The 24482-nt window shown below is 60.6% G+C and carries 27 protein-coding genes and 1 tRNA gene; 14 read left to right on the forward strand and 14 right to left on the reverse strand.

All coding sequences use genetic code 11. The features are described 5' to 3' along the window. Nucleotides 1-52 precede the first annotated feature (52 nt). On the reverse strand, nt 53-547 hold the full coding sequence (locus J2T09_RS26230) for a S26 family signal peptidase (RefSeq protein WP_306840033.1): 495 nt from the start codon (nt 545-547) through the stop codon (nt 53-55). A 267-nt stretch (nt 548-814) separates the two neighbouring features. Beyond that, entirely contained in the window at nt 815-1312 is a 498-nt protein-coding gene (gpt, locus tag J2T09_RS26235) for a xanthine phosphoribosyltransferase (RefSeq protein ID WP_132273330.1), read from the reverse strand. Between the two features lie 273 nt (nt 1313-1585). Between gpt and J2T09_RS26240 the strand changes: the two genes are divergently transcribed. Both J2T09_RS26240 and J2T09_RS26245 read left to right on the forward strand, forming a co-directional pair. After that, the gene (locus tag J2T09_RS26240; protein WP_306840034.1) at nt 1586-2263 is read left to right on the forward strand and encodes a hypothetical protein; all 678 of its coding nucleotides are present in this window, start codon (nt 1586-1588) and stop codon (nt 2261-2263) included. A gap of 125 nt (nt 2264-2388) precedes the next feature. Next, nucleotides 2389-3663, forward strand: coding sequence for a YwqG family protein (locus tag J2T09_RS26245; protein ID WP_306840036.1), 1275 nt, complete (start codon nt 2389-2391; stop codon nt 3661-3663). 71 nt (nt 3664-3734) lie between these two features. On the opposite strand, the gene J2T09_RS26250 is transcribed toward J2T09_RS26245, so the two are convergent. Both J2T09_RS26250 and J2T09_RS26255 read right to left on the reverse strand, forming a co-directional pair. Continuing rightward, nucleotides 3735-4943: an adenylosuccinate synthetase gene (locus J2T09_RS26250; protein ID WP_306840038.1), complete on the reverse strand. Its 1209-nt coding sequence runs from the start codon at nt 4941-4943 to the stop codon at nt 3735-3737. Between the two features lie 58 nt (nt 4944-5001). Beyond that, nucleotides 5002-5907, reverse strand: a complete 906-nt coding sequence (locus J2T09_RS26255; RefSeq protein WP_306840039.1) for a hypothetical protein — start codon at nt 5905-5907, stop codon at nt 5002-5004. Between the two features lie 200 nt (nt 5908-6107). Here J2T09_RS26255 and J2T09_RS26260 point away from each other — a divergent pair, with 200 nt between their 5' ends. Beyond that, nucleotides 6108-6776, forward strand: coding sequence for an NUDIX hydrolase (locus J2T09_RS26260; protein ID WP_306840040.1), 669 nt, complete (start codon nt 6108-6110; stop codon nt 6774-6776). 19 nt (nt 6777-6795) lie between these two features. On the opposite strand, the gene J2T09_RS26265 is transcribed toward J2T09_RS26260, so the two are convergent. After that, on the reverse strand, nt 6796-7641 hold the full coding sequence (locus J2T09_RS26265) for a universal stress protein (RefSeq protein ID WP_306840041.1): 846 nt from the start codon (nt 7639-7641) through the stop codon (nt 6796-6798). A 114-nt stretch (nt 7642-7755) separates the two neighbouring features. After that, nucleotides 7756-8529 (reverse strand): competence/damage-inducible protein A, encoded by a 774-nt coding sequence (locus tag J2T09_RS26270; protein ID WP_306840042.1) that lies wholly within the window; start codon nt 8527-8529, stop codon nt 7756-7758. A gap of 314 nt (nt 8530-8843) precedes the next feature. On the opposite strand from J2T09_RS26270, the gene wrbA reads away from it, so the two are divergent. Beyond that, the gene (gene wrbA / locus J2T09_RS26275) at nt 8844-9440 is read left to right on the forward strand and encodes an NAD(P)H:quinone oxidoreductase type IV (RefSeq protein ID WP_306840043.1); all 597 of its coding nucleotides are present in this window, start codon (nt 8844-8846) and stop codon (nt 9438-9440) included. Between the two features lie 64 nt (nt 9441-9504). Here the strand turns inward: wrbA and J2T09_RS26280 are convergent, their stop codons facing one another. Next, a complete protein-coding gene (locus J2T09_RS26280) occupies nt 9505-9738 on the reverse strand; it encodes a hypothetical protein (protein ID WP_306840044.1) in 234 nt (77 codons plus the stop codon). A gap of 161 nt (nt 9739-9899) precedes the next feature. Between J2T09_RS26280 and J2T09_RS26285 the strand changes: the two genes are divergently transcribed. Beyond that, a tRNA-Leu gene (locus J2T09_RS26285) sits at nt 9900-9984 on the forward strand. 6 nt (nt 9985-9990) lie between these two features. Here the strand turns inward: J2T09_RS26285 and J2T09_RS26290 are convergent. Then, a complete protein-coding gene (locus J2T09_RS26290) occupies nt 9991-10392 on the reverse strand; it encodes a type II toxin-antitoxin system HicB family antitoxin (protein WP_306840045.1) in 402 nt (133 codons plus the stop codon). Between the two features lie 4 nt (nt 10393-10396). Further along, nucleotides 10397-10585 (reverse strand): type II toxin-antitoxin system HicA family toxin, encoded by a 189-nt coding sequence (locus J2T09_RS26295; RefSeq protein WP_306840046.1) that lies wholly within the window; start codon nt 10583-10585, stop codon nt 10397-10399. A gap of 178 nt (nt 10586-10763) precedes the next feature. Between J2T09_RS26295 and ilvA the strand changes: the two genes are divergently transcribed. The 3 genes from ilvA to J2T09_RS26310 all read left to right on the forward strand — a co-directional run bounded on the left by ilvA (nt 10764) and on the right by J2T09_RS26310 (nt 14543). Then, nucleotides 10764-11978: a threonine ammonia-lyase gene (ilvA, locus tag J2T09_RS26300; RefSeq protein WP_373458663.1), complete on the forward strand. Its 1215-nt coding sequence runs from the start codon at nt 10764-10766 to the stop codon at nt 11976-11978. 76 nt (nt 11979-12054) lie between these two features. Then, a complete protein-coding gene (locus J2T09_RS26305; protein ID WP_306840048.1) occupies nt 12055-12378 on the forward strand; it encodes an HlyU family transcriptional regulator in 324 nt (107 codons plus the stop codon). Between the two features lie 293 nt (nt 12379-12671). Beyond that, nucleotides 12672-14543, forward strand: a complete 1872-nt coding sequence (locus J2T09_RS26310) for a putative bifunctional diguanylate cyclase/phosphodiesterase (protein ID WP_306840049.1) — start codon at nt 12672-12674, stop codon at nt 14541-14543. Between the two features lie 92 nt (nt 14544-14635). Here the strand turns inward: J2T09_RS26310 and J2T09_RS26315 are convergent, their stop codons facing one another. Further along, nucleotides 14636-15250, reverse strand: coding sequence for an FMN-dependent NADH-azoreductase (locus tag J2T09_RS26315; protein ID WP_306840050.1), 615 nt, complete (start codon nt 15248-15250; stop codon nt 14636-14638). A 151-nt stretch (nt 15251-15401) separates the two neighbouring features. Here J2T09_RS26315 and J2T09_RS26320 point away from each other — a divergent pair, with 151 nt between their 5' ends. Next, nucleotides 15402-16367 carry a LysR family transcriptional regulator gene (locus J2T09_RS26320; RefSeq protein WP_306840051.1) on the forward strand — a complete coding sequence of 322 codons (966 nt, stop codon included), beginning with the start codon at nt 15402-15404 and terminating at the stop codon, nt 16365-16367. A 21-nt stretch (nt 16368-16388) separates the two neighbouring features. Here the strand turns inward: J2T09_RS26320 and J2T09_RS26325 are convergent, their stop codons facing one another. After that, nucleotides 16389-16781: an acyl-CoA thioesterase gene (locus J2T09_RS26325; RefSeq protein WP_306840052.1), complete on the reverse strand. Its 393-nt coding sequence runs from the start codon at nt 16779-16781 to the stop codon at nt 16389-16391. 242 nt (nt 16782-17023) lie between these two features. On the opposite strand from J2T09_RS26325, the gene J2T09_RS26330 reads away from it, so the two are divergent. Then, nucleotides 17024-18493 carry an extensin-like domain-containing protein gene (locus J2T09_RS26330; RefSeq protein ID WP_306840053.1) on the forward strand — a complete coding sequence of 490 codons (1470 nt, stop codon included), beginning with the start codon at nt 17024-17026 and terminating at the stop codon, nt 18491-18493. 16 nt (nt 18494-18509) lie between these two features. Here J2T09_RS26330 and J2T09_RS26335 read toward each other — a convergent pair whose 3' ends face one another. Further along, a complete protein-coding gene (locus tag J2T09_RS26335; RefSeq protein WP_306840054.1) occupies nt 18510-19433 on the reverse strand; it encodes an MYG1 family protein in 924 nt (307 codons plus the stop codon). An 89-nt stretch (nt 19434-19522) separates the two neighbouring features. Further along, on the reverse strand, nt 19523-19804 hold the full coding sequence (locus J2T09_RS26340; RefSeq protein WP_306840055.1) for a hypothetical protein: 282 nt from the start codon (nt 19802-19804) through the stop codon (nt 19523-19525). Nucleotides 19805-20414: 610 nt separating this feature from the next. Here J2T09_RS26340 and J2T09_RS26345 point away from each other — a divergent pair. From J2T09_RS26345 to J2T09_RS26360, 4 genes are all read left to right on the forward strand, one after another. After that, nucleotides 20415-21236 carry a sulfite exporter TauE/SafE family protein gene (locus J2T09_RS26345; RefSeq protein WP_306840056.1) on the forward strand — a complete coding sequence of 274 codons (822 nt, stop codon included), beginning with the start codon at nt 20415-20417 and terminating at the stop codon, nt 21234-21236. Between the two features lie 96 nt (nt 21237-21332). Continuing rightward, complete coding sequence (locus tag J2T09_RS26350; RefSeq protein WP_306840057.1) at nt 21333-22286, forward strand: ABC transporter ATP-binding protein; 954 nt, start codon at nt 21333-21335, stop codon at nt 22284-22286. Then, nucleotides 22283-23059, forward strand: coding sequence for an ABC transporter permease (locus J2T09_RS26355; protein ID WP_306840058.1), 777 nt, complete (start codon nt 22283-22285; stop codon nt 23057-23059). The genes J2T09_RS26350 and J2T09_RS26355 overlap by 4 nt, the downstream gene beginning before the upstream one ends. Before the next feature lie 124 nt (nt 23060-23183). After that, nucleotides 23184-23705, forward strand: coding sequence for a TIGR00645 family protein (locus tag J2T09_RS26360; protein ID WP_306840059.1), 522 nt, complete (start codon nt 23184-23186; stop codon nt 23703-23705). A 51-nt stretch (nt 23706-23756) separates the two neighbouring features. Here the strand turns inward: J2T09_RS26360 and J2T09_RS26365 are convergent, their stop codons facing one another. Then, the gene (locus J2T09_RS26365) at nt 23757-24467 is read right to left on the reverse strand and encodes an HPP family protein (protein ID WP_373458661.1); all 711 of its coding nucleotides are present in this window, start codon (nt 24465-24467) and stop codon (nt 23757-23759) included. Nucleotides 24468-24482: the final 15 nt, after the last annotated feature.

Below are 24482 nucleotides of genomic sequence, written 5' to 3' on the forward strand. Positions count from 1 at the left end.
ATCTCGAGAGCCGTCTGTTCGGGAGCAGGTTTCTTCAACATGACCCAGTGAATCACAAAACCCCTGGACCAGCCAGGGGTTTGTCAGCAGTCTGGCGGCTGTAGCCGTAAGCGTATTTTTCAGCAAACAGGTAATCGCTGACCTGCAGCGTGGGGGCCATGGAAGCCGATGGCGTGCTGAAAGGCTCGACCAGGAAACTGCGGACCAGCATTGCCAGGGCCAAAAAGCCGAGCCACAGACCGAGCAGGCCATACCAGCGGGAATACCATGGAAAATGCTGCTGGCCCCGGATCGAGCGGGCGATCATGAAACCATGCACCACGCCGATGATCCGCCATGCAAGTGGGGCGAGATCGGCCAGGCCGCTGTACTCCGTACCGTAGGCATACCACCAGATGGCGGCCATCGATCCGATGTCGAGGACAAGGTAGAGGATCGCCAGCCAGCCGCGACCGAGATAGGCCATGACCGCTTCGGGCCCGAAAATGAGGCCGATAATGGCGGCGCAGGCGGGATGGCGAGAAATAAAGGCGCGAATAATCTTCATCGAAACACCTGCGGCTGTTTTCCGAGTTTTCGCTTCGGCCTGGTGATCCGCGAGGAACTGGCGCGATTGGCTGGAAAGGTGAATGTCTAATCAAATTCCGGCGGGTGAATGCCGTGTCGGCGCAGATTATCGGAGAGGATAGGCTGAGGAAGGGTAAAATTCCCTATCATCATGTATTTTAGAGCGTATTTCCGTCTGTGTGCCGCAAAAGAAAACGCCCGGACTGTTTGGCAATCCGGGCGTTTTTTATCCGAGGTGCGATGTTGCTTAGCCGCGGTGACCCTTGGCGATCGGCTCCTGATAAGTGAAACCCATGTCCCAGGGGAAATAGATCCACGTATCCTGCGAAACCTCAGTCACGAACGTGTCGATTGTCGGCACGCCGGATGGTTTTGCGTAGACGCAGGCGAAATGTGCCTTCGGCATCATGGCGCGCACTTCGAGCGCCGTCTTGCCGGTATCGGTGAGGTCGTCGACGACGAGCACGCCTTCGCCGCCGTTTTCCATCAGTTCCGGCGAAATGCCCTTGAGGAGCACGGTATCGCCCTGGTTGACGTAATCATGGCGGGTGGCGATGCAGACGGTGTCGATCATGCGGATGTTGAGTTCGCGCGAAATGATCGCCGCCGGCACGAGGCCGCCGCGGGTGATGCAGACGATGGCCTTGAACTCCTGGCCAAGGCCGGACAGGCGCCAGGACAGGGCACGGGTATCACGGTGGAACTGGTCCCAGGAAACGGGAAAGGCTTTATCGGGAAGAGACATCCGACGGGCTCCGCAAGCGTTGTGTGAATGAAACGGGCGGCCGCAGAACGGAAACGCCAAAAGGCCGGTTTCCCGACCCCTTGCAGCCTGTAATAACGGCATCGGCGGATCTAAGGCAAGCGCGCGGGTGTCGCATCTGTGGATGAGCGGGGTAATTGTACCAACTTGCCGGTCGAGATGGAGGCGCTATTTCCGCGACGCGTCCATTTTACCGCTTTCCTGACGGGCATATGGGCGCATCACTGTTTGCCATGAAATGTGGATTGGACCGGAATGTCGCCTGAAATCGAAGCCCTCAACAAGACGATCGCCTCCGGCATTTATGCGGCTCTGCCGAAAGAGGGCTGGACGGCCGCGACCTATCGCTTCAATGCGATCACGCGCTATTCCGAGGAAACGGGTATGTGCCGTCTGGAAACAGGCGCAAACCAGTCTTTTGTCGTCGAGGATGACGCCACCGATGCCTTGAAGGATCTGCGCACCGCTATGGCAAAGGCTCATGCCGAAGGGCACGCCTGGTATTCGGCGGCAGTGACCTTGATGCCGGATGGCAGTTTTCGCTTCGATTTTATTTACGACAAGCTACCGCCCTTCAAGATCGTGCCGTCGCATGACAAATGGGTGGATGAATTTCGCGCATATCCGCGACCCGACATGCAAGGCCCCGGCATCCGGATGTGCACGACCTGCGGATCGGGCGAGCAGCAGGCGGTGGTGCAGCACGGTTCCTATCTCATCCGCTGCGGCGGATGCGGCAAGGGCATCGTTGCCACGTCCTTCATTGCCATCAGCCAGACGGATGACGTCTGTTCGGCCTATGTCGATCCGGGTTTTGACCAGCCGCCGGCGGAGGGCGCCCTGATCGCACGCGGACCGCTGTGGGAGATCGCCGATGCGGTGAACCGTGTTGCGGATAAGGGGGAGGCCGTGCTTTTGGTGGCGGCGGGGTGAATGCCTGTCGCGGCTTCGTGTCACAACCCTGTCACGTTCCACTCGCAATCCGGCTTCGACTTGATCTTGCCCCGCGAGTCACGGCACTGCTTTCCTGAACCCGCGAACAGCCCGAGGAGCCGACCATGTCCCGCCGTTTCCATCTCGCGCTCGCCGGCAGCCTGTTTGCCTGCGTTTCCATGATGCCGCATACCGCGCTGGCGCAGGAGGGCGACGAAATCCTGGGCCTGCCGACCTCGCGCGACGAACTGTCCGACCGGCTGACCGAGGCGGGCATGTCGGCCGCTGGTGTCGAGGCCATCATCAAGGTGGCGCGTGACGGTATCGTGCTCGATACGAAGGCGGCGGACGAGGCGGCACTTGCGCCCGGTTTTTCCAAGGTCGGTGGCCTTCCTGACCTGCCCAAAAATATCGAATGGCCGGTGCGGCCGGCCTATGACGGCGCGGAAACACTGGCCGCGCAGTTCACCGCCGATGCAGTGACGTTTTATGGCGATGCCGGGATCGCGCCGCCGTGGATGCCGGAGACGGAGGGCAAGGCTTTTCTGGCGGAACGCAAGCGCGCCCGTGACGAGGCGATGGCCGCGACGCTGAAGATCATGAAGGATTCCGGCGCCGAGGTAAACGAGGACGAACTCGCAGAAGAGATGACCTTGCCGGCGGATGTTGCCATCAAGGCCGCCACCGAACAGCGGCTGCTGGCCGATGCCGTGACAAAACCGTTTCCGCTGCCTTTCATCGCGCAGGTGGATCTGGCAGCAATGGCGAATGAGCCGGGTTTCGACAAGGCGTTGCCGACCAACGGCCGGCTGCTGTTCTTCTACGACATGCCGGTTTTGCCGGCGAGCTACGAGCCACGTGGCAAGGCCGGCTGGAAGGTGATTTACGACGATACGCCGGTGGCAGACCTTGAGCGCAAGCCGCTGCCGAAGGCACTGGCCGATTTTCCCGGCACGGCCAGCCTGAAAGCGGCGGCAATCACGCCGCGTTCCGTGGTGACGACGGTTCCGATCGGTGATGCCGGCTGGGATGTGGTGGGGGAAATCAGCGGCGACGACACCTCGATCTATTCCGGCTGGCTGTTTTCGCTTGGCTTCCCGATCGAGGCCGAGGGCGGCAATCACCAACTTGGCGGCTGGCCGCGCGCCATCCAGTCAGGCATGCAGGCGACGAGCCAGTTGGCTTCGAACGGTGTTTATGTCGGGGATGGCAAGGCTTTCGAGACGGAAGAGGGCAAACGTTTGCTGGCCGGCGCAAAGGACTGGCATCTTGTGCTGCAGATCGGCACGGACGATGCGACCGGTTATCCCTTTCCCGGTGCGCTTTACGTGCTGATGCGCGAAGAGGATCTGGCAGCGCGCAATTTCGACAAGGCCTGGGTGGTCTACGAGCAGGATTGAGGAGGGAGCACATTGCTCCCGCCATCTTCTCAGCGTCGGGACAAGGGGGCGTCAGGTGCTGCGCGGCTCCATCACGCCGCCACATCCACCTTCCTGCCGACATCGCCACGCTGTGGGCCCCAGCTTTCGGCGACAAGCGGCAGGCCGGTTGCCCGGGCGATCTCATAGGCCGCATCGGCGGGATCGAGCATCATCACGCCGTCGCCATCGATGACAGCAAATGCACCTTCTGCCTGATCGATGCACGTAACGGCGAGGCCTGCGTGGACGGTAATGCCCTTACGTCGCAAAGCGAGATCCTGGACGATGGCGTCTCTCAGCAAGCCGAGATCGAGCAGGGCGAGACGCAGCGTGCCCTGCCAGTCGTTCGGTGCATTGGTGGGATCGACGACACGGATGTTTTCGAGCATCGGCCTCTCGCATTTCAGCGGGCCAGCACCGTGGCGGGTGGTGTAGATGCGTGTCGCATAGACAACGTCGAGCATGTCGATCCCTGCCTCGGCGGCGATGGCCAGCATGTTGGCAAGCCCGGTATTCGAGCGGGTGACATGCGGGAAGGCGCCGAAATCCTGATCGAGCAGCAGGCCCTGTGCTGCCTCGAAAATCACCGGACCGAGCTGCGCCAGACGCCGGTCGGGCCAGAGCGAGACGTGGTCGAGCGTGGCATCGCAATCTTCAAGGAAGCGCAAAAGCGTGGTTTGGTCGGCAAGCGCTGCCGCCAGTTCTTCGGGCAGGGTGGTGATGCCGAGCGTTTTCAGACGCTGTGGTACCCATTGATCGCGAATGGCGATGAGGCGGGCTTTGAGGTCCGGGCGAAACAGGTCGCGCATGGTGAGCGTGAATTCAGGGCGCAGGTTACGCTCGATCGTTTCGCCGAAGCCGAGGCCGCAGCTGCCGTGACGATCGGCGCCGCGCGCCATTTCGATCGCCTGGTTGATGATCACGTCATAGGGCGTGGTGACTTGCACATTCGGATCGCTGGTGAGGCGAGGGCGGTAGCCGAGGTTTTCGAGCGCCGCCATCTCGTCGAGCAGCAGCATCGGGTGAGCGACGAAAAACCGGCTGAAATGCGTGGCTGCGCCGGCAAATGTACCCGAACCGACATGGTGAAACACATGTCGATGGCCGATGGGCGAGATGACGGTGTGGCCGGCCTGCGCGCCGCCATTCGAGCGGACGACGACAGCGCTTTGTGTGGCAGCCGCCAGGCGGTCGACCATCAGTCCCTTGCCTTCGTCTCCATAGGCTGCGCCGATCACGGCTTGTGCGCGGATGGTCATGGGTGGTCTCCTTGTGTTGGGGAGGGGCCCGGAACGATGGCTCCGGGCCTTCGTGGCATCAGAAGAAGTTCAAAAACCGCTTCTTCGGCTGCGTCCGCACCGCTTTCGCAACCACATTACCGGCATCCGCGCCCCAGCTGGCGGCGACGTCGTCGGCATCGCGGCCCTCGTTTATCTCGATGATCGAGACCACCAGTTCGGCGAGCCTGCGATAATCCTCCAGCACAAAAGTGCGGCCGGGCAGGAGCGGCTCCCACGTCTCGAGCACCTTGCTCATCCGCATCGACGCATATCCCTCGCGGATGACGATGTGAAAGACATCGTAATATTTTTGCGCGAGCTCAAGGCATTGACGGGCGGTGAGGCCATGGCGCGGACCTTCGGTGCCGAAGATGCGGGTGATCTGCGGGCCGGTGAGACCATTGAGGATCGGTTCGTCGCCGATGGTGAAGAGGTAACCCTTTCGGCCACGTTTTTCGAAAGCGTCTGTCGTGGTCTTCAAGGCTGCCAGCAAGTGGGCGGCGCTATAACTTTCGCCGTCATTGCCGCCGCCGCCGCCTTCCAGCCACAGGCCACGGATCTGGCTGGCAAGCGAGATATCCGCCTCGAACTGGGTGGCCTGCAGGGGCGCGCTGTCGCAGGTAGCGTCACCGACGGCCGCGACCATGATATGGGGATCGGTGACCGGGCGGCGATCGTAGATTTCCGAGGTCAGCGTCACGAGTCCGTTGCGCATCAGTTCGTGGGCGATCATGCCCATCGAGCCGGTGACATCGGCAGCGAGAATGATCGGCGTCGACAGTGGATTGAAATCGCTGTCGCGGCTTTCGCGATAGCCAAACCGGGCGGGATCGAAACGCGGATCCATGCCGGTGGCGCCAAACACTTCCGAACGGCTGCGGCCGTTGACGTGGCGCGCGTTGTAATCGGCCCAGTCGGCCGTGCTGAAACGTCCCATACCCATGGCAACACTCCTTTGCTTCTGCCTTCGGTTTTGCGGGCGTCGGGGCGGGGGGTCCTGAGTAAGGTGGCTGCCCTGTCGCTGAATATGGATATAAACTTGCAAAATGTATTTTGCAAGTCGCACTTTGCAATTTGTTGTTTTTGGCTGATCCGGGTATGAGGGGAGAAAGATCGGAAATGCGGGCGAGGGGATTGAAACATATGGCGGAAACGGAGTTTCCAAGGCCGATCGTGACGGTGGATATCGTGCTTCTGACCCTGCGTGAGGAGCGGCTTCACATTGCGTTACTGCCGCGTACTGCCGAGCCTTTCGCCGGCGTGGCGGCACTGATCGGCGGTTACGTTCATGTCGAGGAGGATTCGGATGCGGAGGCTGCCGTGGCGCGTATCCTCAAGGCCAAGGCGGGCTTAAGCGGCATCTTTTTCGAACAGCTGCAGACCTTTGCCTCGGTTGATCGTGATCCGCGCGACTGGTCCGTTTCCATCGCCTATTTCGCGCTGGTGCCGCAGGAGGTGCTGGACGAGGCCGGGGTGGCGCTGGAGTTGCGGCCGGTCGATGCCGCTGGTGAATTGCCCTTCGACCATGCCGACATCGTCCGGGCGGCACGGGAGCGGCTTCGCGGCAAGGGCGCCTATTCCACCATTCCGGCGCGGCTGTTGCCCGACATTTTTACCATGTCGGAACTGCAGGCGATCTACGAGACGGTGATGGGGGAAAGGCTGGACCAGAGTGCCTTTCGTCGCAAGATCAACGATCTCAACCTGCTGGAAGAGGTGGAAGGCGAAAAGCGCCAGACCGAGCGGGCGCGGCGACCGACCACGCTCTACCGGCTTAAAGCGCCGCTTGCCGTGTTCGACCGGCGTATCTGAGCAGGGCGGTGCGTCCTGTTTACCGCGACAGCAGTGTCAGCGCCGTCATCGAATCGAGCAGCGTGCGGGTGACGCCGCCAAACAGCACTTCCCACCAGCGGGCATGGCCATAACCGCCCATCACCAGAAGATCGACGCTGGAATCGGCCAGCCGGTTTTCGATCGCCGCCGAGGCCTTGATGCCGCTTGTATGTTCGGTGCGTAGCGTAACGTTGACGCCGTGGCGCGACAGCGTGGCGGCAAGCTCGACGCCCGCCATTTCCGGCATCTGGCCAGACACTTCCGGCGGATCCACGCAGAAGATCTCCACGCTCTCGGCATTCTTGAGGAAGGGCAGCGCATCGAATGTGGCGCGGGTCGCCTCGCGTGAGCCGTTCCAGGCGATCAGCACGCGGCGGATCGGCTGCGGTTGCGTGATGGTGCGCGGCACCAGCAGCATGGGGCGGCCGCTTTCGAACAGAAAGGCTTCGAGATCGGCGCGATTGTCCGGTCCGCCTTCGGGCGGATTGCCCTGGCTTGCGACGATGAGATCAACGGCACGGGCACTCTCGATGACATTGCCGGAGGCATAACCATTGGCCGAAACAAAGCTGCGCCATTCCGACGGAAGGCCCTGGCTTTCGATGCGTTCGCGAAAGATCTTTTCGACCGAGGCGGTTTCGCGGCGCGCGGCTTCCTGCAGCACCTGCACGGCGGCGGGATCGGGAATTTCCATCGGCGCGATCAGCGGCACGGCGGCCAGCGTTTCGGCATGGACACCAACGATATGGGCGGAAAACCGCTCGGACAGGAAGCTGGCGAAATCGCTGATCTGCCTTGCGCTGGCCGGATCATCGAGTACGGCCATGATGGTCTTGTAGCTCATTGCGGTGCCTCCTCCTTTGCCGGGATTTTCTGACCCGTTCTCATCATGAACGTGGGTCGCGATGGCCCGCTGGTCAAGGCGGGCCGGCAGTGAGGACGTGCCTTTGGCGGGCGATCAGGCGTCCGGCGAAGGATTGGTCGCGGTCTTGCGTGCCGTAAGCTCGACGATCATCGCCTCGACAGCCGTCGCTGCCGCATAGAGCGGTTCTGTTTCACGGGCACGAACAATCAGTTCGGTGGAAAAACGCTGGCCATCATATTTCGGATAGGAGCCGATGCTGGTGTCGGGATGCGCCTTCTGGATGGCCGCGAGAAGTGTGCCGATATCGCCTTCGCCATAAGGGCAGGGGATGGCGCGCGACAGCATTTTTGCGCCCGTCCGCAGCATGGGGAGGACATTGTCGACCATGGCCTGAAACACCTGCGGCACACCGGCCATGACATAGACGTTTTCGACGATGAAGCCGGGCGCGGTCGAGACCGGATTGGGAATGTGTGTGGCACCCTGCGGCATGCGCGCCATGCGTTGGCGGGCCTCGGTGAATTCCATCTCGCGGCGCTTGTACATCTCGGCCAGGAGCGTCATCGCCGCCGGATCGTAGACGCAGGGCAGGCCAAACGCCTTGGCCACAGAATCGGCGGTGATATCGTCATGCGTCGGGCCGATGCCGCCGGAGGTGAAGACGTAATCGTAACGGCTGCGCAACGCATTCAGCGCCTCGACGATGACATCCTCCTCGTCGGCGACGATGCGCACTTCCTTCAGATCGATGCCGGACAGCGTCAGCAGATCGGCGAGATGGCCGATATTCTTGTCCTTGGTGCGGCCGGATAAAAGCTCGTCGCCAATGGCAAGCATGGCGGCGGTGACGGTGGTGGACTGGCTCATGGAGAATACTCGTGCGGAAATGATCTTATGACGTTAGCGCGGCCGATCACGAATGCAAGCCGCAGCGAAATATGTTCTTGCCTTCTGCAAATGATGAACAAGATCTCTCTTCGTCGTTCACGAAAAGTGGACACTGCATGCTGAAACCATCGTCTGGCCGGGCTGCGCCGTCTCCGCTAGCTTGCCTCCACACGGATGTCACAGGGCAGGCCGATGATCATCGAGTTTTTGAAAAAGCTGCTCGGCGGCGAGCCGGGTGCAGCACCGATACCAACAGCAAACCCGACCCCAACCCCAATCAGGGAAGCGAAAAAATGGCAAAAGTTCTGGTCCTCTATTACTCCGCCTATGGCCATATCGAAGCGATGGCCTATGCCGTTGCCGAAGGCGCCAAATCCGCCGGTGCCGACGTGACGGTCAAGCGCGTACCGGAACTGGTGCCGGAAGAGGTGGCGAAATCCTCGCATTTCAAGCTGGATCAGGCCGCCCCGATCGCCACCCCGGACGAACTGGCCGAATATGACGCGATCATCGTCGGCGCCGGCACGCGGTTCGGCACGGTCGCCTCGCAGATGCGCAATTTCTGGGATCAGACCGGTGGCCTGTGGTTCAATGGCAAGCTGGTCGGCAAGGTCGGCTCGGTCTTCACCTCTTCTGCCACCCAGCACGGCGGTCAGGAATCCACCATCCTCGGCTTCATCCCGACGCTTCTTCACCACGGCATGGCCGTTGTCGGCTTGCCATATGCCTTCCAGGGCCAGATGGGCGTTGAAGCGGTGAAAGGTGGTTCGCCTTACGGTGCATCGACCATCACCGACGGCGACGGTTCGCGTATGCCTTCGGAAATCGAACTTGAAGCGGCAAAATTCCAGGGCGCGCATGTGGCGAAGATCGCCGCAAAGCTGGCCTGATCGGATTCAACGGTTTTGAGAAGAAGGGCGCGGCAGTGGTGTCGCGCTCTTTTGCATTTTTGGCCTACACCACGGCCACGCCGGTATATTCGATCTCGAAAACAAAGCGCATGCGCCCGACCTGTCGGCGTTTGTCATCCAGTACGGTGATTGCGATATTGGCGGGTGGTGGAAAATTGCGGCAGGCGAAGGTGGAAAGCGCGTTCAGCCCGTCATTCATGGCCGCATGGGCATTGACCGCGTCGATTTCGACCTCGGCCTGTTTGCCGTCGGAAATATGCAGATAAAATCTGGGCATGATGTCTCCATTGCGAAAGAGATGACATCAAGCCCAACGGGACTGCGGTGATAAGGTTGCTAATATAAGCTGTGTGCGACCACCGGGCGCGTGGTGAAATGCGCGTGATTTCAAAACCGGCTGTTGACTGCGCGGCGTATGTGCCTGAAAAGACGCGTCACGCGGACGTGGCGAAACTGGTAGACGCAAGAGACTTAAAATCTCTCGACTTCGGTCTTGCGGGTTCGATCCCCGCCGTCCGCACCAGATGGTTTACGAACCAGAGTTTTCCATCTCACGACGAGCCGCCCTTGCGAGAAAACCCGATCGGGTGAGGCCGTGAGTCTGTGCATAGGCGTCGATGTCGTTCAGTACATCTTCCGGCAGCGTGATGTTCAGCCGAACGGCTTTGCGCGCCGGCATGGCCACGGAAACCAGTATAGCGACGCCATCACGATTATCCGGGTCGGCCATGATGGTATCAAGGCCGGACGGTTCGGGGATTGTGTCTCCGTCTTCGATCATGCCTTCGATATGAAATGCGAGCGCTTCGGTCGCCATGCGGCGGGCCTCATCGAGATCGGTGCCCGCTGTGACCACGCCGGGAAGATCGGGAAAGGAGACGCCATAGTCGCTCTCCGCGTCTTTGTGGATCAATCCAATGTAATTGCGCATTGCCTTACCTCAATTTCAGTCCGGACTGTTTTTCGATGCTCTTCAATGTTCCGATAGGCATGTCATGTTTGGGATGCGGGACTGTGACCCGCCCAGACTTTATCGGATGCCGGAATTGCACATGGCTGCCTTTGACGCCGACTTGCCGCCAGCCGTCCCCTTTTAAAGCTGCTATAACGTCGGTGCTTTTCATGCCGAAATAATACACATAAGTGTGTATTTTGCAAGATTTTATGATGGTCCAACCGTACCGCTCGGTTCGGAATTATCCTTTTGTCTTGCGCGCCGTTGTGGCATAGCCGCTGCAACACGGAATGCGTCAGGGAGTGAAGGTCTTGGATAAAGTCGCGGTTGCGGATGCGCAGGTGGCCATGCGGGAGATTTTTCCCGAAACGCCGCTGCAGCTCAACGAACATTTGAGCCGTCGGTATGGCGCCGAGATTTGGCTGAAGCGCGAGGACCTGTCGCCCGTTCGCTCCTACAAGATCCGTGGCGCCTTCAATTTTATGCGCAAGGCCGTCGAGGCACATGGCCGCGACCGCGTGTTCGTCTGCGCCTCGGCCGGCAACCATGCGCAAGGCTTCGCTTTCGTCTGCCGCCATTTCGAGGTGCAGGGCGTGGTCTTCATGCCGGTGACGACGCCGCAGCAGAAGATCGACAAGACCCGCATGTTCGGCGGCGCCTTCATCCAGATCCGTCTGGTCGGCGATATCTTTGACCAGTGCTATGCGGCGGCGCGCAGCCATGTGGAGACGACCGGCGCCATGATGGTGCCGCCTTTCGACGATGCCGATATCATCGAGGGGCAGGCGACTGTTGCGGCGGAAGTGATGGACCAGCTGCCAAGCGGTTCGGTGCCGGATCTGGTGATCCTGCCGGTCGGCGGTGGTGGACTGGCTTCTGGCGCGACCGGTTTCCTGAAGGACGTCGTGGCGCGCGAAAATTTCCTGTTCGTCGAGCCGGAAGGCGCGCCGAGCCTGAAGACGTCGCTGCTGGCCGGTGAGCCGGTGACGTTGCCGAAGGTGGACAATTTTGTCGATGGCGCGGCTGTTGCCCGTATCGGCACGCTGAACTTTGAGCGGCTGAGCGGTTTTCCGCCGGAACAGGTAAAGCTGATTGCCGAAAACGCCATCTGCGTGACCATCACCGAAATGCTCAATCTCGAAGGCGTGGTGCTGGAGCCGGCAGGTGCCCTGTCGATCCGGGCGCTGGAAGAGCTTGGGCCGGACAGGCTGGCGGGCAAGACGGTCGTCTGCGTCGTTTCGGGCGGCAATTTCGATTTCGAACGCCTGCCGGATGTGAAGGAGCGCGCCATGCGCTTCTCCGGTCTGAAGAAATATTTCATCCTGCGACTGCCGCAGCGTCCCGGTGCGTTGCGCGATTTTCTCGACATGCTCGGCCCCGATGACGACGTTGCGCGTTTCGAATATCTGAAGAAATCGGCTCGCAATTTCGGTTCTATCCTGATCGGTATCGAGACGACGGCGCCGGAAAATTTTGCCGGCCTGTTTCAGCGTTTCGAAACGGCGGGCCTAGGATATGAGGACATCACCGAGAACGAAATTCTGGCCAACCTGATCATCTGATCGGCTAGGGATATTGAGGGAAGCTGCGACACTCCGTGGCTTCCTGCATCGTCACGGGTATGATAAGGCAACCGCCATGGCTTCATTTTTTTCCAATCTCCTTTCGATGTTTTCCTCCGGTGATGCTCCCAAGGCAGCGGCCGGTCCGGCTGTCGAGCCGCAGGAACATGCGGGCTGCATGATCCATCCGGCGCCGATCAAGGAAGGCAGCCAGTATCGTCTGGCGGGTCGTATCGAAAAACAGGTCGGCGAGGCTGTTCTGGTGCGCACCTTCATTCGCGCCGACATGTTCACCTCGATGGATGACGCGGTGGAAAGCACCTTTCGCAAGGCGCGCCAGATCATCGACCAGAACGGCGCCTCGCTGTTTTCGGATGGTGCGCCTGAACGTTCGGCCTGAGCGTTGCGTCCCAGCGGTTGACGCAGAGTCTGTTACTGTAACGTAAGCCATTCTCCGCTGTCACGAAAAAGTCAGCAACAGGTTTGATCCTGCTGCTGAAAACCTTGTCGGCTGCCATGTGCTGATCACCCAAAATTAAGGCCTTGGCCGTACCTTCCACTCATCTTGCCAATTGAGTTGTCGGTCCGCTGATGCGAGCACGTTGCACACATACAGGCTGGTTCGCGCTTAGCCTTCTTGCCTGCACGGCGATGCCTGCGGTTGCTGCTGCGGCTGTGACCGGCACTGTGGCCGTGGCATCTCCCGCAAGTTCGATTCTCTCCGATCTTTACTGGGGTCTCGGCGTCAGCGCTGTTGCATTTGCAGGCATCGGCTGGCTGATTCCCGGTCGAAGGGCATGGACGCTCGCCGCATTCCAGCGCAAAAAAAGAACGACCAAGGCGGTGGCCGGCGATGACGGCGAGCGCGTGGCAGCCCTTGCCAGTGCCACGTTCGAAGCGATCATGATCCATCGTGATGGTGTTGTCGTCGATGGCAATCCGCAACTGGCGAAACTGCTGGGACGGCCGCTCAAGGATTTGCCGGGCACGCGCATTTTCGATTTTCTGCGTGACGGGCCGCAGATCGACGTCGCGACGGTGACGACATTCAACGACGATACCATTCACGAACTGGTTCTGGTTGCCGCCGATGGCGAGCATATTCCCGTTCAGGCACGCGGGCGCGATATCGTTTATCACGGCCGACCGGCCCGTGTCGGCTGCATCGTTGATCTGCGCGATCGCAAGGAAGCCGAACAGCGTATCCGCCATCTGGCGCAGCATGATGTCCTGACCGGCTTGCCGAACCGCGCCCTGTTTGCCGAGCGCGTGGCGGATCTCAGCGCTCGCGGTGCGAGCTTTGCCATTGCCATGGTCGATATCGACCGCTTCAAGGATGTCAACGACAGCCATGGCCATCAGGCCGGCGACGCGGTGATCCGCGAGACGGCCGCCCGGTTGCAGGGCCTGCTCGGGCCTCATGATCTCGTCGCGCGTCTGGGAGGCGACGAGTTCGCGGTCATTCTGGCAAACACGCATTTCAGTTTTCAGGTCGAGGATTTAGGTCATCGTCTGCTCGCCCGTATGGTCGAGCCGATCGAGATCGCATCGGGCGAAAGACTGCAGCTCGATGTCAGTATCGGTGGCGCGCTTTGCCCCGAACATGCGGCTGACCTCGACGGGCTTGTCGGCAAGGCGGATATCGCGCTTTTCCATGCCAAGCAGCAGGGGCGTGGCGCAAGCCTCGTGTTCAAGCCGGGCATGAACGAAGCGATCGAAAAGCGGCGTGCACTGGAGGCGGATCTGGACCGCGCCATCACGCGTGGTGAATTCGAACTCTATCTGCAGCCGCGCGTCGATGCGGTCACAGCCGATATCGTTGCCTATGAAGCGCTGCTGCGCTGGAACCATCCGAGCCGCGGCCTCGTATCGCCGGGTGAATTCATTCCGGTGGCGGAGGCGTCCGGCCAGATCGTGGCGCTGGGCGAGTGGGTGATGGCCGAGGCCTGCCGCCTGAGTGGTGGTCTGGAAGGTCGCCGTATCAGCGTCAATGTCAGCCCGCTGCAGTTCCGCAACAGCCGTTTCGTGTCCTGTCTCGGCGAGGTCCTCAAGGAAACCGGCGCGAAGGCTTCCCGGATCGAGCTGGAAATCACCGAAAGCGTCCTGATCGAAGACGACAAGCGGGCATTGCAGGTTCTTGAAGCGTTGAAGCGCATGGGCTTCCATGTGGCGCTCGACGATTTCGGCACGGGTTATTCGTCGCTGAGCTATCTCAGCCGTTATCCGTTCGACACGATCAAGATCGACCGCAGCTTTGTCAGTAATCTCGGCGTGGTCGACAGCGCGCAGGTGATCGTCCGCTCCATTATCGCACTCGGCAATGGCCTTGGCATGCAGATCGTCGCCGAAGGCGTGGAAACGATCGAGGAAGCGCTGTTCCTGACTCAGGCCGGCTGTGACGAATTGCAGGGTTATCTGCTTGGCCGGCCGGTGCCGGTGAATGAGCGGTTGGTCGAGGTGCGCCCAGTGATCGGCATGCAGCTCAAGGGCATGGCCGAAGCGGTGCGTTGCGGCAAGGATATGCATGCCGCACAGGTGGCAGAGCTTGAGCGTGAGGCCGTCTGATCGGGCAACATCCACCAACGCACTTCAAATGAAAATGGCGGCCGATCTGCATCGGTCGCCATTTTTCGTTTCAGCGGTGGATTTTTGAAAAATCAGGCAGCCTTGGCCAGTTCGTCCGTGCGGGCGGCAGCAGAAGCGATGGCCTTTTCGAATGCTTCCGGACCGAAGGCCGTGCCTTCGACATAAATGACCTCGACATCGGTCATGCCCATGAAGGCCAGAACGGTCTTGAGGTAGGGTACGGCGTGGTTCATGGCGACGGCCGGGCCATCGGAATAAACGCCGGCAGCCGACAGAACGATGTAGACCTTCTTGTTCTTTGCGAGGCCTTCCGGGCCTTCAGCCGTGTAACGGAAGGTCATGCCGGCGCGGGCGACCATGTCGATCCACGACTTCAGCGAGGAATAGATGTTGAAGTTGATGAGGCCGGTGGCGATGACGACGGTGTCGGCGGCCAGCAGTTCGTTGGTCAGCGTGTCGGATTCGACAACGGCTGCGGCTTCTTCCGGCGTACGGTCGGCCGGCTGCTTCTTGATGGCCGAGGTGGTGACCGGGTCGAGATGGGCGATCGGGTTCTTGCCAAGGTCGCGATGCGCGACGGTTGCGGCCGCATTGTTGGCTTTCAACTTATCGACGAACTCGGTAGCCACCTTCGTCGACAGGGATTCGGCGCGCGGGCTGGAGGTGACGAGGAGAATGGACGACATGGTGGTAATTCCTTGATCGGATTGCGTTGTTTGTTCGGAGGGCGGTGCAGGAGGATTTCCGCTCTCGCTTGCCAGCACAAATAGGCATGGACACCTATCGAGAGAACCGGGATAATGTCGAAGCTAGTTATCTAGGAAATGGATAGGTCGAATGGACGCCAATCCCACGCTCGATCAGTTGCAGGTTTTTCTGGCCGTTGCCGAAACCGGAAGTTTTTCCGCAGCCGCGCGCAGGATGAACCGCGCCCAGTCGGTGGTCAGTTACACGATCGCCAATCTGGAGGCGCAGCTGGAAATGGTGCTGTTCGAGCGCAGTGGCCGCCAGCCGAAACTGACGGAAGAGGGGCGTGCGATGCTGGCCGATGCCCGCCGCATCGTTGCCGACCTGCAATTGATGCGGGCGCGGGCCAAAAGCATCAAACAGGGACTGGAGGCGGAGCTGACTATGGCGATCTCCGTCATGGTGCCGGCCGATGCTGTCGTGGTGGAGTTGCGGGAATTTCGCGCCCGCTTTCCCTCCGTCTCACTCAACCTGCATGTCGGCGAGCTCGGCATGGTGATGGACATGGTGTCGTCCGGTCGCGCCGATATCGGCCTCGGCGGTGCGATGCTGAGCAAGGACGACACGCTGGTGGCGGAAAAGATCGGCCATTCCTTCATGCTGCCGGTGGCGGCAAGCGATCATCCGCTGGCGCAGATCGCCCGGCCGCTGACATTGGCCGATGTGCGCGAAGAAGTGCAGATGGTGGTGACCGATGCGTCGGGCCTCACCAATGGCCGTGACTTCAACGTCATGTCGTTCAAGACATGGCGGGTGAGTGATATCGCCACCAAGCACCAGCTGATCAAGGGTGGCCTCGGTTGGGGCGGGTTGCCTGCCTCGCTGGTTCGGCATGATCTGGCCGAGGGCCGTCTGGTGGCGTTGAAACTCGATGCCTATCAGCAGGGTGAATATCCGCTTTATGCCATGCACAAGGCTTCGCATCCGCTGGGGCCGGCGGCATCATGGCTGGTGGAGGCGTTCAAGCTGCGGCTTTCGAACTGCCCGAACCACAAGGATTTTTCGGACATTTTTGGGCTGGACGAGCCGCGTCCTGTGAGATTGGCGGCGGAGTAGGGTGGGGCCGCCGGCCTTCACTTACTCCCCCGGCACCGGCGTCGGTTTGCCGTCTTCGTCCAGCGCCACCATGATGAACGTGCCGGCTGTGACCTTTTCCAGTGCGCGGTGGCGGGCGCGTTGTGCCCAGGCCTCGACGGAAAGCGTGATCGAGGTGCGGCCGACCTTGGTGATCTGCGTATAGATATTCAGCGTATCGCCGATCTTGACCGGCAGTTCGAACGCCATTTCCTTGACCGCTGCCGTCACCACGCGGCCATGGGCGCGTTCGGCGGCGCGGATGCCGCTTGCCAAGTCCATCTGCGCCATGACCCAGCCGCCAAAAATGTCGCCGGCCGGATTGGCGTCGGCGGGCATGGCGAGTGTGCGTAGTGTCAGTTCGCCCGCAGGGGCAGTCGTGGCAGTGTCGTTCATGGTGATGCGGGACCTTTGTTGCGGTGCGGCGGACCATAAGCATGTCGCATAGCGTGGGCAAGGCGGCTTTCGCGGTAGGCCTCTCGTCCGTATGCATCGTTTTGCGGCAGGCTGTCCCGATATGACCTTGAAACGGCCTTGATCGCTCAAGGTTTCGTTTACCAAGCCTGTCTAGAATCCGATGGAGTGGCGAATCTGTCACGAAGAACGGACGACCTTTTAGGCAGGTAAGGCATTCTGGTATGGCGTATGCTCTTTTCTGGCGGCGGGTTACGGCTTCGCTGATGATCACGACGATGCTGACGGCATGTTCGGCCGAAGGGCTGGTGCCGCCGGTCGGCGTCGACAACGGCACACGCGTCGGTGCGATCCGCCCGATGCCGCCGGCAAACATGCCGGCCAACCAGACCTATGGCGGAACCTCGACCGCCGGCCTTGCGAATCCCATGCCACCGGCTTCGGTCGATCAGGGCCAATCGTCCTACGGGTACCTGCGCGAGCCGGGTGTGAACGGCAATCCCGGTTCTTCCTATGGCGGTTATGGCGCACAGAACGGCGGTATTGCCCAGCAGCCGATGCCGACAGCCAACGGCCAGGAGCAATGGGGCGGCCCGATACCGCCACAACAATCCGACCCTTATGCCAGATCCTCCGGCAATGCTCGCGTGCAGCAGGGTCGCCTGCCGAGCATAGACAGCGATGAGGGCGTGGCTGCCGTATCAGGCGGGCAGGGCATGTCGGCGCAAGGCGCTGATGGTGGCGTCAACATGGATGCGGAGCTTGGTGTGGGCGGCAGTCAAGGCGTTGTCGGACTTGCCGAGGAACAGCAGACGGACATCGCCGAAGGTGTCGGCAATCAGCCTGTGGTCGATGGGATCGGTACGGATAGTCCGCGCGCACTGGGCCGACGGGCCGGTACACAGAACATGGTTGATGAACCGGTTATCGTGCCGCCAAAACGGTCGGGCAGCGGCCAGCGTGCTGATCGGGGCGCCGACATCAATGGCGAACAGCCGTGGCAGCGCCAGTCGACACCGTTTGGCACGCGGCAGGTGGGTGGTGCGGCACGCACGGAAGAAGTGGCGATGCTGCGCACGCCCAACCCGATGGACGAGCGTGCACCGATTGCACCGCCGCGCGGGCCGGAAGCCATGCCGGCATCCGAAGCCGCCTGCCGGGTGGAACTGCGTCGTCTCGGTGTCGAATATCGAAATGCGCCGCGCATCAGTGATGGGCCGAGCTGCGGTATCGATTATCCGGTCGAACTGACCGGTCTATCCGGCGATATCGACGTCAAACCGTCGGTGAAACTGAACTGCCAGACGACGCTCGCCTTTGCCCGTTGGGTGAAATACGAGTTGGCGCCATCCTCGCGCTACCGCTACTGGAGCGGCGTCAAGCGTATCGTGCCGATGGGCGGTTATTCCTGCCGCCGTATGAACAACAGTCGCCAGAAATACAATCCGATGTCGGAACATTCGCGTGGCAATGCCATCGATGTCGGCAAGTTCGTGCTGAAGAACGGCAAGGATATCGACGTGCGCAAGAAGGGTCTGTTCTCCTTCCGCGAAGGCGCTCTGCTGAAGGCCGTGCGCACCGACAGCTGCAAATATTTCAACACCGTGCTCGGCCCAGGCTCCAACAAGGAGCACTGGAACCATTTTCACTTCGACCTGAGACAGCGCAAGTCGAACAGCCGTTATTGCGATTGATGCATGCTGGCGGGGGTTAACCCGCCAGTGCTTCCTTTACGGCAATGTCTGCCATGGCAAGTGCCGCCTCGCGCGTTTTGGCTGCGGCGATGAAGCGGGCATTGTGGCAGAAGACTGCGCCGATGACGCCCGAGACCTTTTCCAGTTCGCCATTGTTGAGGCCCGCCCATGCGGCTGGCAGGTCGGCGCGCTGCTCAAAGCCATCGTCACTGAGGCGGATGCCGGTGACGCACCAATCCTTGTCACGCGGATGGACCACGAACAGCAGATGATCCGCACCGGCCTTCACGATGGCCGGACGAAAAGGCATGCCCATCGGCAGTTCCAGCACGCGGCTTTCACCGGTAGTGGCGATTGCTTCGAGGACAAGGCTTTCGGCGCGCAGTTTTGATGCACGCTGGGCAATGCCGGCCTCGACAAAGGTGCGGGCGATGGTGAGCGCGACGTCGAAGGCACGGTCGTCGGCGTCGGCATCCTTGGCATCGAAAACGGGCTTCAGGGTGGCGAGCAGGCTCGGAAGCGTCAGGCTGACCAACGGCCCAGCGACGGAAGGATCGACCGCGCCATTATCGAGGAGATCGATCGGCAGCACGAATTTCTGATCGAAAGCGGCATGCACCGCATCGGCATGCGCTTCCGGCACATCGAGCGCCAGCAGATAGGCGCGACCAAAATGTTTCCAGATCAGACCGAAGGACGAGTAGGGCGCACCGTCTTCGCGCAGCGGTGCGCCGCGCTGGTGATGATCGAAAATGCCGGCTTCGGCGTCGTATGCACCGCCGACATCGTAGATGATGCGGTCGGAACCGGGCGTGATCCATTCCGGCGCGCGGCTGCGCACCAGTTTCGCGCTCGGGAACAGACGCGTGAGGATGACGGAAGACATCAGCTCATCGGCATGGAAGCCACCGGAATGGGTGACGAGGAAATCTGGGATCATGCCGGGAGGTACCTTGCTTTGCCGGAGGAGTTTTATGGAGGCCCCAGATAGCCGGTGAGGGGCAAAGGCTCAAGGGCGGAGTTTTCCCGTCAGTCAATAAGGAGGGCCAGTCCATCAACGAATGCGAAGATGAGACAGACGAGAAAAAACAGCATGATGATGCCGATCATCCGCTCTTTGCCGATGGTGGCGGCGACGAGCAGCTCAAACAATGCCTGACAGGTGCAATAGGCGGCGATGGCGCCGACCAGAATGCCGATCCAGCGGAGGATTGACCATATATCTGCCCCCTCCGGCGGGACCGGACCACCGGCAAAGAACAGACAGAAACCTGAGAATGTGATGGTGGCAAAGACGATGACCGTGATCACGGCGCCTTTCACCTCGGATGCCTTTTTACCGTCTGGGTGTTTTCGAAACGGTCTTCGTGTCATGCGGAACTTTCCATCCCCAACTGACCGGGGATATGGCACGCCAGCGGATGTCGCCAAGACCATAATCATCGCGAGGGTGTTTCTACCGGGAATTCTACCGTCCGAGGACAGCACAAAAAAAGGCCGGCACGAGGCCGGCCAAGGAAGGAAAGCGGACGCGGGATGGGGCGTCGGCTTTCGGTCATCACGACTGCATGCATCAACACGGGAAGCGCATGGGCGGCCATGCGTTTCCATGAGTAGCGACCGCCAGCCAGGCGGTGCCTTGGCGGCCCGACGAGGACGGGCGGGCAAGGCGGCGGACGGTCATGCTTCGGGCGCGGCAGCGTGTGCGGCGGTGCGGCCGGTCCCGACGACGGCAACATGGCGCGGCAAGATGACTGCTGAATGACGGTTGTATTGTTTTTGCGTTGTTCGCGTTTTTGGATGGCGCCGAATTGCGCCACAACCGCACTTGTCCACAGGCTGTGCTGCTGTCACAAAGCCAATAAACGTGCAGCGGTGCAGACAAGACTCCGCAATGCCGGTTTTGCGTTGAGGAGAGTGCATGCCCGAACTGACGGAAATTCTTTTCTTCGCGGCCGTGCTGGCGGTCAGCGGTGTCCTGTCCGGCCTTCTCGCCGGCATGTTCGGTATCGGCGGCGGTGCCATTCTCGTGCCGATCTTCTTTCATGTCTTCGGCTTGCTCGGCGTGCCGGAAGAGGTGCGCATGCAGCTTTCGCTCGGCACCTCGCTTGCCATCATCGTGCCGACCTCGATCCGCTCCTTCATGGCGCATCGGGCACGCGGCGCGGTCGACATGGAACTTCTCAAAGGCTGGGTGATTGCGGTACCGCTCGGCACACTGATTGCCGCTTTTGTCGCCGCCAAGGCCTCGAGCGTGACGCTGCGGCTGATCTTTGCCGTCATAGCGCTCATTCTGGCAGCACGGATGATTTTTAATCGCGCCAGCTGGCGGCTGGGCGATGAACTGCCGAAGAACCCGGCGCGGTTTCTGGTCGGCACCAGCTTTGGCATTCTTTCCGGCCTGATGGGTGTCGGCGGCGGTGTCGTCAACAACACGTTCATGACGCTTTACGGACGTTCCATCCATCAGGCCGTGGCGACGTCATCGGGCATGGGCGTGCTGATTTCGCTGCCGGGTCTGGTTGGTTATGTCATCGGCGGTTGGGGCGTGCCTGGCCTGCCGCCGCTGTCCACAGGTTACGTCAACTGGATTGCCGTGGTGCTGATCATTCCGATCACCCTGATCATGGCGCCTTATGGCGCACGCGCCGCCCATGCCATGAGCCGGCAGGCGCTGGAGCGGGCTTTTGGCGTGTTCCTTGTCTGCGTGTCGATCCAGTTTTTTGTCGGTGTCTTCAACTGATTGTCCCTGAAAACGGGGAACTGCTGACGGGGGATGTTTTTTCGTTGGTTTGACACCTATATCCGGCGCCACAGCATTCCAGCCAGAAGTCTCCCCATGACAACAGCCAAGCCTCCCGTCGTTTCCATCCGCAACCTGACAAAAATCTACGGTAACGGGTTCAAGGCGCTGAAAGGCGTCGATCTCGATATCCGCGAGGGTGAAATCCTCGCACTTCTGGGGCCGAACGGCGCCGGCAAGACGACGATGATCTCGATCGTCTGCGGACTGGTCAATCCTTCCGGCGGGCAGGTAATGGTGGGCGGCCATGACGTGGTCCGCGATTTCCGCGAAACCCGCTCGATGATCGGGCTGGTGCCGCAGGAACTGACCACGGACCAGTTCGAGACAGTGATCAACACCGTGACTTTTTCGCGCGGCCTGCATGGCAAATCGAAGAACCCGGCGCTGATCGAGCAGATTTTGAAGGATCTTTCGCTCTGGGAGAAGCGCGACAACATGCTGCGCGAATTGTCCGGCGGCATGAAACGGCGCGTGCTGATCGCCAAGGCCTTGGCGCATGAACCGCGCATCCTCTTCCTCGACGAGCCGACCGCCGGTGTCGACGTGACGCTGCGCCGCGACATGTGGCAGGTGGTGGAAAAGCTGCGTGCCACTGGCGTCACCATCATCCTCACCACGCACTATATCGAGGAGGCCGAGGAGATCGCGGATCGCGTCGGCGTCATCAATGCCGGCGAGCTTTTGTTGATCGAAGACAAGACGACGCTGATGAAAAAACTAGGCGCAAAACAGTTGCGTCTGGAACTGACGCATCCGCTGGAAGTCGTGCCGCCGGGGCTGGAAGCGTTTGACCTGAAGCTGGTCGATGACGGCAACGCACTGGTGCATGATTACGCCGCCGACGAAACCCATGGCAACGGCCATGAAAGCCGGATCGCGGCGCTGATGAAGGCGCTTTCGGCGGCCGATGTGCCGCTCGGCGATATTTCTACCCACCAGAGTTCGCTCGAGGATATTTTTGTAAAGCTGATCGGAGAGCGGGCATGAGCGTGCAAAAGTTCAATTTCGAAGCGGTCAAGTCGATTTATTTCTTCGAAATGGCCCGCATGCGCCGCACGCTTCTGCAGAGCGTCATCTCGCCCGTCATCACCACCTCGCTGTATTTCATCGTGTTCGGCACGGCGATCGGCTCGCGCATTCAGGAAGTCGGCGGCGTCTCCTATGGCTCGTTCATCACGCCGGGCCTGATCATGCTGACATTGTTGACGCAATGCATCAGCAACGGCTCGATCGGCATCTATTTCCCGAAATTCACCGGCACGATCTATGAACTCTTGTCGGCGCCGGTGGCGATGGCGGAAGTGTTGATCGGTTATGTTGGCGCTGCTGCCAGCAAGGGGCTGATCATTGGCCTGATCATTCTGGCGACGGCCTCCTTCTTCGTCGATATCCATATCGCCCACCCGTTCATGATGGCGGTGTTCCTCGTTCTGACTGCGGTGACCTTCAGCCTGTTCGGCTTTATCATCGGCATCTGGGCCAAAAATTTCGAACAGCTCAACATCGTGCCGATGCTGGTCGTGCCGCCGCTGACCTTCCTTGGCGGCAGCTTCTATTCAATCGACATGTTGCCGCCGTTCTGGCAGGCGGTCAGCCATTTCAATCCGGTGCTTTATCTCGTCAGCGGTTTCCGCTGGAGCTTTTACGAGATCGCCGACGTCAACCCGGTGGTCAGCCTCGGCATGATCGGGCTGTTTCTGGTGATCTGCCTTTCGATCCTCGCCTGGATTTTCCGCACCGGTTACAGGCTGCGCAGCTAGTTCCGAGTTGGCAATCGTCAGGAAAATCGCGACCTAGCGACGCGGGGCAGGTCCGTCGTCTTGCGGGTGTCGTGGTCAGCAACTATCTGATCCGCACCCCAAGACACTCGGAGACTGCTCTCACATGAAATCGCTGGAACTGCTCGTGGAAAAGATCATTCTGTCGAGCCGATGGATTCTCGTCGCCTTTTACCTCGGCCTCGTTGCGGCTCTGGCAGTTTATGCGGTGTCTTTTGCCGCAAAGTTCTGGAAGGTGGCGGCGAACGTCTTCACGCTGGATGAAAACGGCATGATCCTCGCCATGCTGGGTTTGATCGACGCAGCACTGGTCGCGAGCCTGATCGTCATGGTGATGATCTCGGGCTACGAAAATTTTGTCAGCCGTTTCGATGAAACCGACGCCGACGTCTCTTTCCTCGGTAAACTCGATTCCGGCAGCCTGAAGATCAAGGTGGCCTCGTCGATCGTGGCGATCTCCTCGATCCACCTGCTGCAGATCTTTCTCAATGCCGCGAAATACACCGATGGCCAGCTGATGTGGTACACGATCATCCACCTGGCTTTCGTCGTGTCGGCCGTCATGCTGGGCTGGCTGGAAAAGATCATGGCCTCGGTCAAGGCTGACAAGAACGACCTGAAGCTCTGATCGCTTCGGCAATACGGAAATCGAAAACGGCGCCTCTCGGGGCGCCGTTTTTCATTTGATGGCTGTGCGCCGGGCGATGTGTTCGGCCTCCACCTGCCGCATCAGGCGGATCAGGTCTTCCCGGTCGATGTCGAATGTCTCGTCGAGATGGGCGAGGGCGGCATCGACATCCTCTTCCTCGAAATTCGGGATGGCCGGCGGCACCGGTACATTCGGCGCAGTGACTGTGGGTGCCGGGCGGTGCGGGTAGGATCGGCCGCAGATGCGGTGAAAGATGACACCGGCAAGGGTGAGGACCACCGCGTTCAAGAGTACCGGCATGACCGGAAAGAGCGGCCCCCAGGCATCAACGGCACCACCACCAAGCACCGCCATCAGGGCTGCGGCACCGCCGGGCGGATGCAGGCAGCGTGTGATCGACATGACCAGAATGGCAAGCGACACGGCGATGCCGGTGGCCAGTATCGGTTCGGCTACGAAATGCGCGACCAGCAGGCCGACGGCAGCCGACAGCGTGTTGCCGCCAATGACCGACCAGGGTTGCGCCAACGGGCTGGCCGGCACGGCAAACACCAGCACGGCGGAAGCGCCCATGGGGGCGACGAGAAGCGGTGAAACGCCGTGTCCTATCATCAGCCCTGCCAGCACGCCGGTAAGGGCGATGCCGATGAGCGCGCCGAGGCCGGCGATCAGGCGTTCGCGCAGGCTTGCGCCGGCAAGGATGGGGCTGAAGATGACGGAAGCAATTTTACGAGGGGGCATGGAGATACTGGCAGG

The sequence above is a fragment of the Neorhizobium huautlense genome, from assembly GCF_030811685.1.
Lineage (GTDB): Bacteria > Pseudomonadota > Alphaproteobacteria > Rhizobiales > Rhizobiaceae > Neorhizobium > Neorhizobium huautlense_A.

What these genes read in the sequence shown, in the direction of transcription:
- J2T09_RS26230 (WP_306840033.1), bottom strand. Translation starts at nt 547, where the DNA reads ATGAAGATTATTCGCGCCTTTATTTCTCGCCATCCCGCCTGCGCCGCC.
- gpt (WP_132273330.1), bottom strand. Translation starts at nt 1,312, where the DNA reads ATGTCTCTTCCCGATAAAGCCTTTCCCGTTTCCTGGGACCAGTTCCAC.
- J2T09_RS26240 (WP_306840034.1), top strand. Translation starts at nt 1,586, where the DNA reads ATGTCGCCTGAAATCGAAGCCCTCAACAAGACGATCGCCTCCGGCATT.
- J2T09_RS26245 (WP_306840036.1), top strand. Translation starts at nt 2,389, where the DNA reads ATGTCCCGCCGTTTCCATCTCGCGCTCGCCGGCAGCCTGTTTGCCTGC.
- J2T09_RS26250 (WP_306840038.1), bottom strand. Translation starts at nt 4,943, where the DNA reads ATGACCATCCGCGCACAAGCCGTGATCGGCGCAGCCTATGGAGACGAA.
- J2T09_RS26255 (WP_306840039.1), bottom strand. Translation starts at nt 5,907, where the DNA reads ATGGGTATGGGACGTTTCAGCACGGCCGACTGGGCCGATTACAACGCG.
- J2T09_RS26260 (WP_306840040.1), top strand. Translation starts at nt 6,108, where the DNA reads ATGGCGGAAACGGAGTTTCCAAGGCCGATCGTGACGGTGGATATCGTG.
- J2T09_RS26265 (WP_306840041.1), bottom strand. Translation starts at nt 7,641, where the DNA reads ATGAGCTACAAGACCATCATGGCCGTACTCGATGATCCGGCCAGCGCA.
- J2T09_RS26270 (WP_306840042.1), bottom strand. Translation starts at nt 8,529, where the DNA reads ATGAGCCAGTCCACCACCGTCACCGCCGCCATGCTTGCCATTGGCGAC.
- wrbA (WP_306840043.1), top strand. Translation starts at nt 8,844, where the DNA reads ATGGCAAAAGTTCTGGTCCTCTATTACTCCGCCTATGGCCATATCGAA.
- J2T09_RS26280 (WP_306840044.1), bottom strand. Translation starts at nt 9,738, where the DNA reads ATGCCCAGATTTTATCTGCATATTTCCGACGGCAAACAGGCCGAGGTC.
- J2T09_RS26290 (WP_306840045.1), bottom strand. Translation starts at nt 10,392, where the DNA reads ATGCGCAATTACATTGGATTGATCCACAAAGACGCGGAGAGCGACTAT.
- J2T09_RS26295 (WP_306840046.1), bottom strand. Translation starts at nt 10,585, where the DNA reads ATGAAAAGCACCGACGTTATAGCAGCTTTAAAAGGGGACGGCTGGCGG.
- ilvA (WP_373458663.1), top strand. Translation starts at nt 10,764, where the DNA reads ATGCGGGAGATTTTTCCCGAAACGCCGCTGCAGCTCAACGAACATTTG.
- J2T09_RS26305 (WP_306840048.1), top strand. Translation starts at nt 12,055, where the DNA reads ATGGCTTCATTTTTTTCCAATCTCCTTTCGATGTTTTCCTCCGGTGAT.
- J2T09_RS26315 (WP_306840050.1), bottom strand. Translation starts at nt 15,250, where the DNA reads ATGTCGTCCATTCTCCTCGTCACCTCCAGCCCGCGCGCCGAATCCCTG.
- J2T09_RS26320 (WP_306840051.1), top strand. Translation starts at nt 15,402, where the DNA reads ATGGACGCCAATCCCACGCTCGATCAGTTGCAGGTTTTTCTGGCCGTT.
- J2T09_RS26325 (WP_306840052.1), bottom strand. Translation starts at nt 16,781, where the DNA reads ATGAACGACACTGCCACGACTGCCCCTGCGGGCGAACTGACACTACGC.
- J2T09_RS26330 (WP_306840053.1), top strand. Translation starts at nt 17,024, where the DNA reads ATGGCGTATGCTCTTTTCTGGCGGCGGGTTACGGCTTCGCTGATGATC.
- J2T09_RS26335 (WP_306840054.1), bottom strand. Translation starts at nt 19,433, where the DNA reads ATGATCCCAGATTTCCTCGTCACCCATTCCGGTGGCTTCCATGCCGAT.
- J2T09_RS26345 (WP_306840056.1), top strand. Translation starts at nt 20,415, where the DNA reads ATGCCCGAACTGACGGAAATTCTTTTCTTCGCGGCCGTGCTGGCGGTC.
- J2T09_RS26350 (WP_306840057.1), top strand. Translation starts at nt 21,333, where the DNA reads ATGACAACAGCCAAGCCTCCCGTCGTTTCCATCCGCAACCTGACAAAA.
- J2T09_RS26355 (WP_306840058.1), top strand. Translation starts at nt 22,283, where the DNA reads ATGAGCGTGCAAAAGTTCAATTTCGAAGCGGTCAAGTCGATTTATTTC.
- J2T09_RS26360 (WP_306840059.1), top strand. Translation starts at nt 23,184, where the DNA reads ATGAAATCGCTGGAACTGCTCGTGGAAAAGATCATTCTGTCGAGCCGA.
- J2T09_RS26365 (WP_373458661.1), bottom strand. Translation starts at nt 24,467, where the DNA reads ATGCCCCCTCGTAAAATTGCTTCCGTCATCTTCAGCCCCATCCTTGCC.